The following is a 14,263-nucleotide window of genomic DNA, read 5'->3' on the forward strand; positions in this document are numbered from 1 at the left end:
AGACAGCACTGTTTGCCCAATGGTTAATATTGGGTTAATTAAAGTAACGACTATTACAATTAAAAATTACTGTCGTCCGACTAAAATAAGAAATTTAAAATAAAGTCCTCTAATGAAGTTTTAGAGGTGTTTTTTGTTGAAAGTCAAAAAGCACCCCCTATCCGGAAAGGAATAATTGGGTTTGTACATTTTGGATGTCTTTTTGAAATATACTTTTAAAGTAAGCTTCAGGAAAAAGTAGGAACTTTTCAAGACTGACGTAGGAGCAAAGATTTTTTGCGGCTACCATGACCATGGTCGAGAAGTCTTCAGCCTCTTTTATCCGCTTATGTAGAACTGTAAACAGGAGGTTGAGTATCAATGCCACCCAAATCTGGATTTTGATCCCGTTCTCGCTGTCCGACAAAAAATATCTGAGTTCAAAATTCTGCTTGATCTGCTTGAAAAGCACTTCGATAACCCACCTGTTCTTATAGAGAAGAGCTATGGTTAGGGCATCCAATCCCTTAAGATTGGTGATAAACTCCAGCGTTTCACCGCTTTCAGGGTCAGCATAAACCACCAGTCTGGCTTCAACTGTCCGAGAAACTCCCTTCTCCCTGTAGCTCAGTGAGATAATCTGGTCCTTGATGATGTCCAAGGCATGCGTACAGTCAAACTCACTGACCACTTCATATCTTGCATTGTCTTTTTTTCTGGTCACAAAATATCTGTTTGAACTGTCCCACTTTTCAAAGCAGGAATAGCGGTTATATCCTTTGTCGAAAACAGCTATCCCGTGCTCAGGCAGATCCATCACTTTTAAAAACATATTTTCATTTGTGGCCGCAGAACGGATACATATGAAGTTGGGAACGCCTTCTGCCAGATTCATTTTGGCAAATATCTTGGCACCACCTTTTTTCTTTCCGTTCAGGGGATTGCGTCCGGCCCCTCTGAGGATTTCCTTGAACAGCGTGACCGTTGAGGAATCAAAAACCTCAACACGGCTGAGGTCGACCTCTCCACCGATATCGAGCCAATTTCCTACCAAAGATGCCCTATAGTATGAATACAGCCCTTTGTATAGTTGTTCAAAAACACGATAACTGCGTTTACGGTTTGCATCAGAAAGGGTACTCCTGGCAGGTAGCTGCTTCATTCCAAAAGGAATAAGCTTGGTTATGATCAGGCCGATGTTTTTGCAGACCTCTCTAAGACTGCTGTTTCTGGTCAACACCGCATAAAACATGCAGATGAAGTGATCACTTGTTTTGAGTTTCTTGTAGTACCTATCCGAGTTTTCTTCCTCAACGACCTGATTCAATAGCTCTTTGGGAATAAGAGAGAGGAGTTGAGCGATAATAGGATGCCCAGACAAAAATTTATGCTTAAATTGTGTCACGTTGTTGGTTCTTGGTCGAAACAACAATATGAAAAAGATGGGTAAGCTCCAAAAGGGCTGCCCATCTTTGATTTTTGTACTATTCTAGGATTTTATTTTTTATATTGCCTCAGTTCTCGGACGACAGTAATTAAAAATATGAAAAACCGCACTTCAGTTATCAATAATCAATTCCAAACGGTTATTTTCAGATTTCACCCTTTCTTGAACTCTTAAGGCATCCGAAGGGGAAACTCTTTGTGCATCCGCTTCACTCATTTGACTAAATACATTTTTCTTGTATTCATCTTCAATTGAAAAAAATTTCAATTTATTAACTTTTAAATAATTATCAGGAAGGTAGTTTTCTATATTAATGCTTTTCCTCTCTAATCCGATAAGCGTAAAATGAAAGTTACACTCAGAATCATATAGTTCAAAAATAAGTCCCGGTAAGCCCTGAAAAATATATGGCCCATCGTCAAGCGGAAGTTCAGGTGCAAACCATGCCATAAATTTCCTGCCCCCATAAGTGCACGTAGCAAGATTGCATTGATACCCTAAGATTTCCTTTGCCTCTTTTTCTATGGTCCAAGTAATCCCCCCCATGGATTCTTGATACATATAATCAGTCCTGAATATTTTTCTGAAATTATTAATTTCTCCTTTATTTTTGTGTTTGACAACTTTATAAGAAAATAAGGGAACAGGAAACTGGTTCATTTCTTGAAGCATTTTATTTATATCAGTACTTCCTGCTGGTCTCTTATTATTATCGTTATCTTTTGCAATATTTAAATAATGATTTAAAACTGAATCTCTTAAATAGCCATTATAGCTTTGGAACATGCTCATTTCAGGTCCAGACCACAAAACCATTAATTCTTTTTGTCTGGACTCTAGGTCAGTTGTATCTTTGATAAAATCTAAATTATAAAAAAAAGCAAAATTGGAATTCTGACCTCTTACTTGATTATAACTAATCAATAAGAATATAAGTAAAACTAAACTTAAATGCTCAATGGTTTTCATAAACAAGATTTTAATCATACTTATATAGTAAAACTATCATGACCTTAATCAACTCGTCTTTCTAAAAGTATAATTGAAGGTTATCTAAAGTTATTTTTTATTCCAAATAAATTTCAGTTCCTTAGTTTTTCAACAAAAAATTTGGGATAAGGAGTATTTAGCCTCCTTATCCAATTGCCTTAAAGATTCATCCTCCACAATAAAATGCCGTCCAATTTGCAGCATCTTGGATTCTTTCTGCTTCCGTAAATCCACAAGCCAAACCACTTCCTCCACAAGGCAAACTGAAAGGAATACATTGAAAGGAATCTGGAATCGAAGCGTCTTGCGCTCCAACTTTAAATATCCCTATTATACCCGTCAAAAATGTAATCATTACAATTTTTTTCATAATTTAAACTACTGTCGTCCGACTAAATTACGAAAATTAGAATAAAGTCCTCTAGAATGATGTTAGAGGACTTTTTTTTTGATTTCAAAAAGTACCCCCTATCCTGAGAGGAATAATTGGGTTTGCATATTTTGAAGGTCTTTTTGAAATATACTTTTAAAGTAAGCTTCAGGAAAAAGTAAGAACTTTTCAAGACTGACGTAGGAGCAAAGATTTTTTGCTGCTACCATGACCATGGTCGAGAAGTCTTCAGCCTCTTTTATCCGCTTATGTAGAACTGTAAACAGCAGGTTGAGTATTAATGCCATCCAAATCTGGATTTTGATCCCGTTCTCGCTGTCCGACAAAAAATTTCTGAGCTCAAAATTCTGCTTTATCTGCTTGAAAAGCACTTCGATAACCCACCTGTTCTTATACAGAAGAGCTATGGTCAATGCATCCAATCCCTTAAGATTGGTGATAAATTCCAGCGTTTCACCGCTTTCAGGGTCAGCATAAACCACCAGTCTGGCCTCAACTGTCCGAGAAACTCCCTTCTCCCTGTAGCTCAGTGAGATAATCTGGTCCTTGATGATATCAATAGCATGCGTACAGTCAAACTCACTGACCACTTCATATCTTGCATTGTCTTTTTTTCTGGTCACAAAATATCTGTTTGAACTGTCCCATTTTTCAAAGCAGGAATAGCGGTTATATCCCTTGTCGAAAACAGCTATCCCATGCTCAGGCAGATCCATCACTTTTAAAAACATATTTTCATTTGTGGCCGCAGAACGGATACATATAAAATTGGGAACGCCTTCTGCCAGATTCATTTTAGCAAAAATCTTGGCACCTCCTTTTTTCTTTCCGTTCAGGGGATTGCGTCCGGCCCCTTTGAGGATTTCCTTGAACAGCGTGACCGTTGAGGAATCAAAAACCTCAACACGGCTGGGGTCGACCTCTCCACCGATATCAAGCCAATTTCCTACCAAAGATGCCCTATAGTATGAATACAGCCCTTTGTACAGTTGCTCAAAAACACGATAACTGCGCTTACGGTTTGCATCAGAAAGAGTACTCCTTGCAGGCAGCTGCTTCATTCCAAAAGGAATAAGCTTGGTAATGATCAGGCCGATGTTTTTGCATACCTCTCTTAGACTGCTGTTTCTGGTCAACACGGCATAAAAAATACAGATAAAGTGATCACTTGTTTTAAGTTTCTTGTAGTACCTATCCGAGTTTTCTTCCTCAACGACCTGATTGAATAGCTCTTTGGGAATAAGAGAAAGAAGTTGGGCGATGATAGGATGCCCAGACAAAAATTTATGCTTAACTTGAGACATATTGTTGGTTCTTGGTCGAAACAACAATATAAAAAAGATGGGTAAGTTCCAAAAGAGCTGCCCATCTTTGATTTTTGTACTATTCTAGGATTTTATTTTTTATCTTGTATCAGTTCTCGGACGACAGTAAATTTAAACGATTAAAATTAAACATATTATTAATTAAAACTCTATTTAAAAAAAAAAAAAAAAAACAAGTATTAGTTCGAAAAATTGACGAAAAAGCAATTACTCTTCCTGGAAGGAATGAGGTTCACTCCGTGATTTGAACATTTAGCTTTGATTTTTTTTGGAAAAATTCACCCATGTGAAAAACTCAAATTGCTCCATTTGATAAAATAATCAACATCATTATGACTTGTCCATATTGACCTCTTTTTCTTATCCAGTTTCAATAGATTTCATAAAATATTCCCCTGTACCCTTACTCATTTATAAATTTATTTCCACTTTAATTCTATTTAAGCCTACCTTTGCCCCTTGAATTCTTAATCCAATGATCTCAATTGACAACATTGCCGTTATCCACGGCGGACATGCCTTATTCAGTGACGTTTCTTTCTCTATCAATCCCAATGATAAAATCGCCTTGATGGGGAAAAATGGCGCAGGAAAATCCACCATGCTCAAAATCATCGCAGGAGTGACCAAGCCTTCCAAAGGTGGTGTTTCCGCCCCTAAAGATGCGGTGATTGCCTACCTCCCTCAGCATTTGCTGACCGCAGACGACTGTACAGTGTTTGATGAAACGGCCAAGGCATTTGCTTCCTACTTGGGACTGAAAGCCGAAATTGACCGATTGAATGAGGAATTGACAGTAAGAACTGATTATGATTCAGAGGAATATTACAAAATCATCGAGCGGGTTTCAGAGGTTTCAGAGAAGTTCTATTCCATAGAAGAGGTGAATTACGAGGAAGAAGTGGAGAAGGTCTTGTTGGGCCTTGGCTTTGAAAGGGCGGACTTCCAAAGACCCACTTCGGAATTTTCCGGGGGTTGGAGAATGCGGATTGAGCTGGCCAAGATCCTTTTACAAAAACCTGATCTGATTCTGCTGGATGAGCCTACCAACCACCTGGACATAGAATCCATTCAGTGGCTGGAGGAATTTTTGACCGAAAAAGCCAAAGCCGTGGTGGTGATTTCCCACGACCGGGCATTTGTAGACAATATCACCAACCGTACCATTGAGGTAACGATGGGCCGGATTTATAATTACAAAGCCAAGTACAGCCATTACCTGGAATTGAGAAAAGAACGCAGAGAACAGCAGCAGAAGCAATACGAAGAGCAGCAAAAGATGATCGCAGAGACCAAGGAATTCATCGAACGCTTCAAAGGCACTTATTCCAAGACCCTGCAGGTCCAATCCCGTGTTAAAATGTTGGAAAAACTGGAATTGGTCGAAGTGGACGAGGTGGATACATCCGCTTTACGCTTGCGTTTTCCTCCTTCACCAAGATCAGGCAAGTATCCGCTAATCGTGGAAGACCTTTCTAAATCCTATGGGGAGCATGTGGTTTTTAAAAATGCCTCAATGACCATTGAAAGAGGACAGAAAGTAGCATTTGTGGGCAAAAACGGTGAAGGAAAATCCACCATGATCAAAGCCATTATGGGCGAGATCGACTTTGAGGGAAAATGCGAATTGGGTCACAATGCACAGATCGGTTACTTCGCCCAAAACCAAGCTTCTTTATTAGATGAAAACCTAACTATTTTTGAGACGATAGACCAGATTGCCGTCGGTGAAATACGCTCCAAAATCAAGGATTTGCTCGGTGCCTTTATGTTCTCCGGAGATGACATCAACAAAAAAGTCAAAGTGCTTTCCGGAGGGGAAAAGACCCGCCTGGCCATGATCAAACTTTTGTTGGAACCCGTAAACTTGCTGATTCTCGACGAACCGACCAATCACCTGGACATGCGAACCAAAGACATCATCAAGGATGCCTTAAAGGATTTTGATGGCACCTTGATTTTGGTTTCTCACGACAGGGACTTCTTAGACGGTTTGGTGACTAAAGTTTTTGAATTTGGCAACAAACGTGTCAAAGAACATTTTGAAGACATCAATGGCTTCTTAAGGAATAAGAAACTGGAGAATTTGAGGGAAGTGGAAAGGAGATAAGCCTTTAGCTGTTTAAATGGAAATATGCTTCGCGAAATATATTTGAAATAAAAAAGTATTTTCAGATAAATAGATTGTCACGTATTCTAAGAATCGGGAATTACTAAGTGATATTGATGGATATTTGCTTTGCGATATTCATTGATATTTTTTGGGGAAATTAAGGGTAAAGGTATTGAAATATGCTTTTAGTTTAGAAGCCAGGTTTGTGACAATTATAATGATCAATAAGTTTGACTGGGATCGAAGCTGACCAATCCATCATGGGCAATTAGAAGAATTGGTGCGGATTGATAATTGAATTTGTTTTGGAATTCTTTTTTCTTTGATTCATCTCTGAACTCAACCCATTTCACATCCGGATGGATTTTTTCTAGTTTGGCTTTAAAAGCTTTGAAGTTGGAAGAATCTACCAATCCGAGTATATCATCCGAAGTTTTAAATAATTTCTTTACTCTTTCCTCACTGTAATTATCACTGATCAAATAAACTATAAATCTGCTGCCTTTTGGTTGTTTAAATTCTTCTTTCCTTATTTCATCAAAATAAGAATAATAGTTTTCAGATTTTTGAAAAAAGAAGAATGAAAAAAATACCAGATAAAACAAGATTTTAAAATTCATAATCATGAGAATTTAAGTTTTAATAATAAATTATTATTACTGCCTTCTATCAGTGTCAATACATAATCTTTACATGCGAAAATAGGCCTACCGAATTCCAGGGGAATTATAATATCATTTTTAACTCTGTTTCCTTCTTTATCTGAAACATGTAAAACATACCTAATTGGAGGCCCATTTTTATTATCCATTTTGGAAATATCTTTATAGTAATCCTGTATTTCATTTTCAGTGTAAGCCCGGTCATAAATTACAAAAACCAAATTCTCCTGAATAAAAATATCATATAGAGAGCTGTTCATTGCACTTAGAAATTTTAATTGTTCTGAAGTATATTTTTTCCCGAATGGAAGCAGTTGTGGCTCAAAATATTCTAAATCTAGAACAATAGGTTCTTCTTCTTTTTTTGATTTTAGATCATATCTTCTTAAAACTGTTTCATTTTGATCCATTAAATACAATTTTTTATCATATATGTCTGAAATAATTAATCCGTTATTTAAATAATACCCTTCTAAATCATTTAACTTTTTAAATGGAAAACTTGAGATCAAATTATAACTTTCTTTTTCAGTGTCAAATTCAATTAGCAGATCATGCTCTTTTCTAAAAAAATCAGGATTTGAAGACATTCCTTGGGGAAGGTTTATTCCGAAAATTGAATTATCTATTCCAAAAGGTTTTAAAACCGGTGCCCGAGTTGACTCTCTATTAAATATAAAGCTCTTGATAAAATTACCATTAATGTCAAATAACTTAAAGTCTTTAATTCCAGATATAATTATTTCTTGGTTTTCCGTAAATCCTAAATTATTGTAAAGAAGTAAATACTCTTCTGGTCCTGAACCAAAATTATTAAAATAAGATAATTCTAAGGACCTTATGTCAAATATTATTACATCATTATTAAAGGGGTTATATCCTAACAACTTACTTTTAAATTTTGATGCAAACTTAAAGTATGGAAAATCATAAAAAACTGTATCTATAATTTCAAGCTTGAAAGAATCATGGGGTATTTGAACAATTTCCTTTTGTTCTTGCTTGCACGAAATTTGTGCAATTAATAAAAACCAAATTAAATATCTCATTTATTTTATCTCTTTTTATAAAAGGATCCCAATTTGAAACCAAAATTGAATATCCTAAGAATATTGAAAAATTCAGTAATGGACTCAAAATGGGATCCAATTTAAAAACTGATTTTAGGTTGCTTTTCCAAGTTTACTAAAATTCAGGACATGGAACTATACAGGTAGTGTGCCCAATTCCCAAGCAATAGACTATTCCTGTATCTTTTTCTGTTATACCCATTGACTCACAAAGAGCTGCTTGAGATTTCACTTCAGATGGCTTGAACCAAACAATTGTCATTACCATAATTACAAATAAAGACTTAATTAGATTTTTCATAAAATTTTTTGTTTTTGGTTAAAGTATGAATTTCAATCAACTAAGCTTAGTGACAACTAATATATATATATATATATATTATAATCAAATTTTTAGGTAACTTTTTTTACTAATTAATCAATTGAAATATAATGCCGTTAAGTTAAGGAATGTGATTAAATAGATTTGTAATTCATTGAGTATTTCAGTTTAGCTCTGAATTTCCGCTTGAATACCTGGTTTCTTCTTGAATATTCTATTTTGGAAGCGATTTTATTTACATATTTCTGGATAATCTCCTCTAATTCACCACTTAAATCTGTGATTTTCAGAATCAGGGATTTTGTTTTTGACAGTGCATAAGTTTTATTGATTATCAAGGTCCTTGCTGACTTTGATGTCCGTCCTGTTTTGGTCTTTGGCTCCACATCATAGCAAAGAATATTGCAGAGTGATATGATCAGGGTCTTGGCATAGAAGTCCTGCTGGACCGCCCATGCTGTTTTGCCGGAAAAATCAGATACTTCAAGTCTTGATTTGATCAGTTTATATGCTTCTTCTATTCCCCATCTCTGTTTGTACAGGTTTATTAGAGAGGAAGCTGTATATTTTTTCCTGTCCAGCAGCGAAGTTGCATATATTGATATCTTACCCTTCTTATTCTTTTTCTTGATCAGTCTTACGGTCATGGTTTGGGATAACGAGGGATACTTTTCAAGCAGCCAACCGTATTTTGGAGGGAGTATTAATGTATATTCCGCATCAGTGGAACTGCTCAGGGAAAAATCCTCGACACAATTCCACCAATTGTCCTTCATCCTAAAAAGAAAATCGGCCCCCTTTCCTTTCAGCTCGAAAAAAAGTCTCAGTGATGCATAATACCTGTCGCACACAAGAAGATCCCCTTCTTTAATATGTCCAAGATGGGCATGACATAGGGTGGCTTCGGAAGTGGTGTAGCTTTCCATACCGGCATCCAGTACTAGGCCGTTGTAAACATCATACAGGTAAGATATCCTGCTCATGTAATGTCCTGCATCCGCATTGGGCCCAAAACCATGATAGCTGAACTTCTCTGACATGGAGGGATGATCTGGGAGTTCAAGCGTTGAACCATCAACAGAAAGCACCCTATGACCCTTCCATTTCTTGAACTTTGCATGTTCGTAAAAAAGACTGCAGATCAAACTGTTAAGCTTTTTGAAAACTGTATAGCACAGTTTTTTCCTGGCCTGGGTAAATGCACTTTTAGTGGGCGATAAGAAAGATTCCCCAAAAAACTCTTCAAGGCAGATATTAAGTCCTTTGTTGCTCTTTGACAAAATAAAAAGCACAAGAACTTCAAAAGAAAAGAAACGGTCACGAAGAAAATCTTTCACCGAAGTCCTACTTTCGATGATAAATTTTTCATAACTTAGTTTTAACTTGAATTCATTTACAATTAAAGTTTTAAGGCTTCCAGCACTCCCTGCTTTCGGAAGCCTTATTTTATACCTCTAATATAATGAATTTCACTCAAATAACCACTAACTAAACGGCATTAAATGCCAAATTTTAAAATCTGAGCATGAGGCGTAATTTTTTCATTAACCTTTCTGTACTTTTTCGTAAATGTTCAATACTCGGCATGACAAGGAAATGCTTCTTTCTATAGCTTACCGACTGGAATTGGATAGCTTTTGGGATACAATTTAATTCGAATGCAGATTTGCTCTCGCTTCTCGCTTCTAATTTCTCTTCTCTAAATCCAGCCCCCCTGCATCAAAATCAACAAAAGAGCCTGCTGAATAGCCAAATGTCCATCCTTGTTTACCCACCATTCATCCAGACTGTGGGCACCGCCTCCTTCTCCTCCACGGCCAATGGTCACTGCGGGAATGCCCAATGAAAAAGCCACATTGCTATTGGTCGAGCTGATACTTAATTCCGGATCATTCCCTGAAAGGTGCTTGGCTATGGCCATGGTCCGCTGAATCAAAGGGGAATCAGGGTCTGCCAATCCACTGGGTCTGTCCCCAACTTTTTCAATATCCACGGTCAAAGCTTTGCCTTGTCGGATAATGGCATTTTCTTTTTCCAATCCTTCCTGTATGGACTCCAAAAACAATTGATTGATGCCCTGTAGTTTTTCCTGACTTTCTGAACGCATATCCACCAGCATCCAGGATTCATATGGAATAGAGTTTACCGAGGTACCTCCTCCAAGTACTGAAACACTGTAGGTGGTTTTAGGTCCTTCCTTGGTAAAAGCATCAGCTTTAGGCACAAAGGCAACCACGGCCTGGGCCAAAGCATTATGAGGATTTCCTATCCCAAATGCCCCATAAGAATGCCCTCCTGGCCCTTTGAAAGTCACCTTATATCTTAAGGAACCAATTCCCCCATTCACGATATCTTCCAGTCCTCCTCCATCAATGGCAATATGGGCCGCTAATGGATGTGCACCCTCCCTAAACAGAAACTTCATACCTTTAAGATCTCCCAAACCCTCTTCACCCACCGTCCCGGCAAACCAAATGTCATCTTGCGTGCGGATATTTTCATGTACCATGGTTTTGAGTAAAGCCACTACAATAGCCAGGGACCTGTTGGCATCTGTAATCCCGGGAGCAAATAAGGTATCCCCTCTTTCCTTGACGGTTACATCGGTGCCAAAAGGAAAAACTGTATCCAAATGCCCTTCCACCAAAAAAGTCTTTTGGCCTTTGGTTCCCTTCCTAAGCCCTATCACATTTCCAACCTCATCTGTCCAGACAGAATCTGCTCCCGCATCCCTTAGCATCTGGGCAAAAACCTTTCCTTTTTCTTCTTCATGATGGGATGGCGATGGAATTTCGGTCAGGGTAATCATGTCCTGTACGGTCTGCTCATCGATACGAAGGATATATTCAAAAGCCTTTTTTACAGCAGGATCATGTACCAAAGTTTCCACCTGATCTTTGTAGGATTGCTGAATCACTTGAGCCTTTACAGAAATGGAAATAAGCGCGCCGAAAACACTCAATGCGAGGGATCTGATTCTCATAAGGGTTTCTTTTAGAATTTGAAATACCCGAAAAAATATGTTTATGGCAATACCGTTTGTCAACTTATCCTTTTTCTGAGCTAATGAGATTCATCTCAAGGGAAAATTTGTGAAAAATCAGACAAAACTCTTGACATAGTTGTTGTTTTTTTTTTAGTTTTCAAAAACTAAATCTTTAACCAAAATTTAACAATTATGAAAAATTTCTTTAAAGCCTCCCTTCTGACAGTAATGATTTCAGCAGGTATTTGTTTTTCAAGTGAGAGCGCATGTGCCTACGATCAATCAATTGATTGTATGTTTTGTGCATTCAATAAAGTAGACAGAGGTGCTTGCGCTGGAACTGGAAGCTCTTGTCCTCCACAAATCATATGTGGAGGTGGGGCGCAACAGTAGACAAATTTAAAACCGCTTTGCATTCCTAGGATTTCAAAGCGGTTTATTATCTTTTTACCTTCAAATAATGCTTTTATGAGAAGACAAATCATTTTATCTTATATCAGTTTAATCTTTATTTCCTCCTGTAATTTTTCCCAAAATCTCCAGGTTCCAGAAAACCAGTTTTTGGTGAAAACAAAATCTTTACGGTTACCATTAGACGAAAAATCCACCTATGAATTTTACATTTATCAGGTAGTCCGAGACACTTTGTTGGTTTTGAACCAGGTCAATTATTCTTTGGATTTTTACAGTTTGTCTGACCAAAAACTGATCCACAGGATACCTGTAGAGAGAGAAGGGGTAAATGGATTGGAAAGGTTAAACACATTCTATTATCACAATGCTGACTCTATTTTTTTATTCCCTCAATTCCTTTTGAAAAACTCACTTATCGTAGACCTAAGTGGAAATATTGTAGACCGGATCAAGCACAATGAATTTACCAGTGATATTGATGGTTTAATAAATCATGTTGGAACACCTTCTGTTCCATCGATTCTTTTTGGAAACGAATTACATTTTTCAGTCTATCCTTTGTTGGATGCAAGTCTTCAGGATGGGAATTTTATAACGGAACATAGCCTCAATTTAATTTCAGGTGATTTTACTTCATATAACTACGTAAAAAAACCCAATGTTTTTCATGATCAAAGATGGATCGAGGAAACATTTAAAAGGGTAAAAATTGGTCCAGAAGAATGGTATTTTTCATGGAACCTATCAGACACAGTTTATCATATCAAAGGAGAAAATGGAGTTTTAATTGAGTCAATACCAATTCCTATGAATGGAGAAATAAGTACCAAACCACAGCCTGTTCCTAAAGATAAGTACAAAGAAAAATGGCCTAAAATGATGTCTGAAGGCTATGTTTATGGAAGAATTTTATTGGATTTGGAAAAAAACATTATACACAGAATTCGGTTCCTTCCACTAGCCGAGTCAAAAACAAAAAATAGCGACATTATAAATATTTATCTTTCAAAGGACTTTGAAATTCTCACCTATAACCTCAATGGTGAATTTTTTGGAAGCACCAAATTCAAGGCTGGCATTTATGATCCATTAGTCCCTTTTTTAGGCCCTGACGGCATATACTTACCAAGGATCCACCCCAATTATAAAAATCTAAATGAAGATGAAATAGTATATGATGTATTCAGTGCGAAATAAAATTTCATTTGCTTTAATACTCTTGTTGCTATCCTGCCTTGGAAAGCCTAAAAAAACAAATCCGGAACTTGAAAATGCAGTCAAGTCGGCACCCCATTTTGCTATCATTGATTTGGACCGTTGTAATTCCTGCTTCTCAGAATACAGCGACAAATTGAATTTAAGCACAAACGATTCATCTACTTTAGTGATAGTGCTTTCCAATTCCAAGAAAAAAGCCATGTTGTTTGGCAGTAAAAATAAGATTAAAGTTCTTTGGGACAGCACGCGTTATTTTGAAAATTATTTGGAAAAAAGCAGTTATTACATCCAAACTAACTCCTCTATTAAATGAAATCAGCAAAACATTACCTTTGGTGTATCTGTCTTTTTTGCCATCTGATTTTTCAATCTTCCTGCGAAAACCACAAGGAATCATTTCATGATATTGAGCAAACATTAAAGATTGAAAAAATCAGAAACCCCAATGAACTGCTTATGTCTTTTCATCAAGATGCTATTTTTGTCCTCCACAACTTCCGTACACAGCTGGATATATATAAGGAGAACAAATTGGATTCAGCCATTCAGCTGGTCGAGATGAAGGAAACTTATGCAGGATTTGAAATCAAGGGGCAATATGTTTCCAAATTAAATTATTTCGACTCGGAGACTCTTGCGATTCTAAAAATATCTCCGAATGAATTTCATTTTATCGACACTGAAAACCCCTATAATGTCAAGGTATTAACCATAGACATTCCCTCTACCGAATTCATTTCAGATTTTACCAAGTTCGATAATAACCACCTTATCATAACCACTTTTGTATTCGAAAAACTAAATCAATCCAAAACTTATTTATACAATATCAAGACCCAAACTTCAAAGCTCCTGTTTGAAGAAACCTTGGAACATCCTGTTGCAGAATTTGTCCAAGTGCTTGTAGAAGGCGACAAATTCCACCTTTTAAATCCATATTATCAACTTCTACTCACTATTGATAAAAAAGGGAAATTGATTTCGAAAAGAAAATTTTCAGTACCTGAAGAAATCAACTATAATTTCACGGAAAACAAGCGGTATGCCACAATGGAGGAATACGCTAAAGCAGAGGTTGATCTACAAGAATACACCAGAGTAATGGATTTCACACTTTACAATGATCAGCTTTTATTAATTGTAACACAGCATTCAGACAGGAAAACATTAAGCCGACATTTGATAAAATGTGCTCTTGATGATACTCCTACAGCAGTATTAATTGATATCCAGCATATGCCCGTTCATTTTGGGCCAAACAACCATTTATTTAATTATTTTGAAAAAGACAGTTTACAATACATAGAAATCACACCACTAAGTTCAGTCTTTTAATAAATTCAAAT

12 protein-coding genes are annotated in these 14,263 nt (G+C 36.8%); 4 read left to right on the plus strand and 8 right to left on the minus strand.

All coding sequences use genetic code 11. The annotated features are described in order from the left end of the window. Window positions 1-157 precede the first annotated feature (157 nt). The 4 genes from BC751_RS00160 to BC751_RS00175 all read right to left on the minus strand — a co-directional run bounded on the left by BC751_RS00160 (window position 158) and on the right by BC751_RS00175 (window position 4,111). The gene (locus BC751_RS00160) at window positions 158-1,384 is read right to left on the minus strand and encodes an IS4 family transposase (protein ID WP_130273774.1); all 1,227 of its coding nucleotides are present in this window, start codon (window positions 1,382-1,384) and stop codon (window positions 158-160) included. A gap of 153 nt (window positions 1,385-1,537) precedes the next feature. Further along, window positions 1,538-2,395, minus strand: a complete 858-nt coding sequence (locus tag BC751_RS00165) for a GLPGLI family protein (RefSeq protein WP_165389769.1) — start codon at window positions 2,393-2,395, stop codon at window positions 1,538-1,540. A gap of 187 nt (window positions 2,396-2,582) precedes the next feature. Further along, complete coding sequence (locus tag BC751_RS00170) at window positions 2,583-2,786, minus strand: hypothetical protein (protein WP_130273776.1); 204 nt, start codon at window positions 2,784-2,786, stop codon at window positions 2,583-2,585. A 98-nt stretch (window positions 2,787-2,884) separates the two neighbouring features. Further along, complete coding sequence (locus tag BC751_RS00175; protein ID WP_130273777.1) at window positions 2,885-4,111, minus strand: IS4 family transposase; 1,227 nt, start codon at window positions 4,109-4,111, stop codon at window positions 2,885-2,887. A gap of 496 nt (window positions 4,112-4,607) precedes the next feature. Between BC751_RS00175 and BC751_RS00180 the strand changes: the two genes are divergently transcribed. Further along, entirely contained in the window at window positions 4,608-6,242 is a 1,635-nt protein-coding gene (locus BC751_RS00180) for an ABC-F family ATP-binding cassette domain-containing protein (RefSeq protein ID WP_130273778.1), read from the plus strand. Window positions 6,243-6,466: 224 nt separating this feature from the next. Here BC751_RS00180 and BC751_RS00185 read toward each other — a convergent pair whose 3' ends face one another. The 4 genes from BC751_RS00185 to BC751_RS00200 form a co-directional block, all read right to left on the minus strand. Further along, on the minus strand, window positions 6,467-6,865 hold the full coding sequence (locus tag BC751_RS00185; RefSeq protein WP_130273779.1) for a hypothetical protein: 399 nt from the start codon (window positions 6,863-6,865) through the stop codon (window positions 6,467-6,469). Between the two features lie 2 nt (window positions 6,866-6,867). Next, window positions 6,868-7,956: a hypothetical protein gene (locus tag BC751_RS00190; protein ID WP_130273780.1), complete on the minus strand. Its 1,089-nt coding sequence runs from the start codon at window positions 7,954-7,956 to the stop codon at window positions 6,868-6,870. A 477-nt stretch (window positions 7,957-8,433) separates the two neighbouring features. Next, window positions 8,434-9,636 carry an IS4 family transposase gene (locus BC751_RS00195; protein ID WP_165389770.1) on the minus strand — a complete coding sequence of 401 codons (1,203 nt, stop codon included), beginning with the start codon at window positions 9,634-9,636 and terminating at the stop codon, window positions 8,434-8,436. Window positions 9,637-9,998: 362 nt separating this feature from the next. Further along, complete coding sequence (locus tag BC751_RS00200; RefSeq protein ID WP_130273782.1) at window positions 9,999-11,282, minus strand: M20/M25/M40 family metallo-hydrolase; 1,284 nt, start codon at window positions 11,280-11,282, stop codon at window positions 9,999-10,001. A gap of 471 nt (window positions 11,283-11,753) precedes the next feature. On the opposite strand from BC751_RS00200, the gene BC751_RS00205 reads away from it, so the two are divergent. Genes BC751_RS00205 through BC751_RS00215 form a run of 3 tightly spaced genes read left to right on the plus strand, consistent with a single transcriptional unit; the run spans window position 11,754 to window position 14,252 of the window. Further along, on the plus strand, window positions 11,754-12,896 hold the full coding sequence (locus BC751_RS00205) for a DUF4221 family protein (RefSeq protein WP_130273783.1): 1,143 nt from the start codon (window positions 11,754-11,756) through the stop codon (window positions 12,894-12,896). A gap of 22 nt (window positions 12,897-12,918) precedes the next feature. Next, window positions 12,919-13,230, plus strand: a complete 312-nt coding sequence (locus BC751_RS00210; protein ID WP_130273784.1) for a hypothetical protein — start codon at window positions 12,919-12,921, stop codon at window positions 13,228-13,230. Next, window positions 13,227-14,252: a hypothetical protein gene (locus BC751_RS00215; RefSeq protein WP_130273785.1), complete on the plus strand. Its 1,026-nt coding sequence runs from the start codon at window positions 13,227-13,229 to the stop codon at window positions 14,250-14,252. Before BC751_RS00210 ends, BC751_RS00215 begins: the two co-directional genes overlap by 4 nt. The last annotated feature ends 11 nt before the right edge of the window (window positions 14,253-14,263 follow it).

The sequence above is a fragment of the Cecembia calidifontis genome, assembly GCF_004216715.1.
GTDB classification, from domain to species: Bacteria; Bacteroidota; Bacteroidia; order Cytophagales; family Cyclobacteriaceae; genus Cecembia_A; species Cecembia_A calidifontis.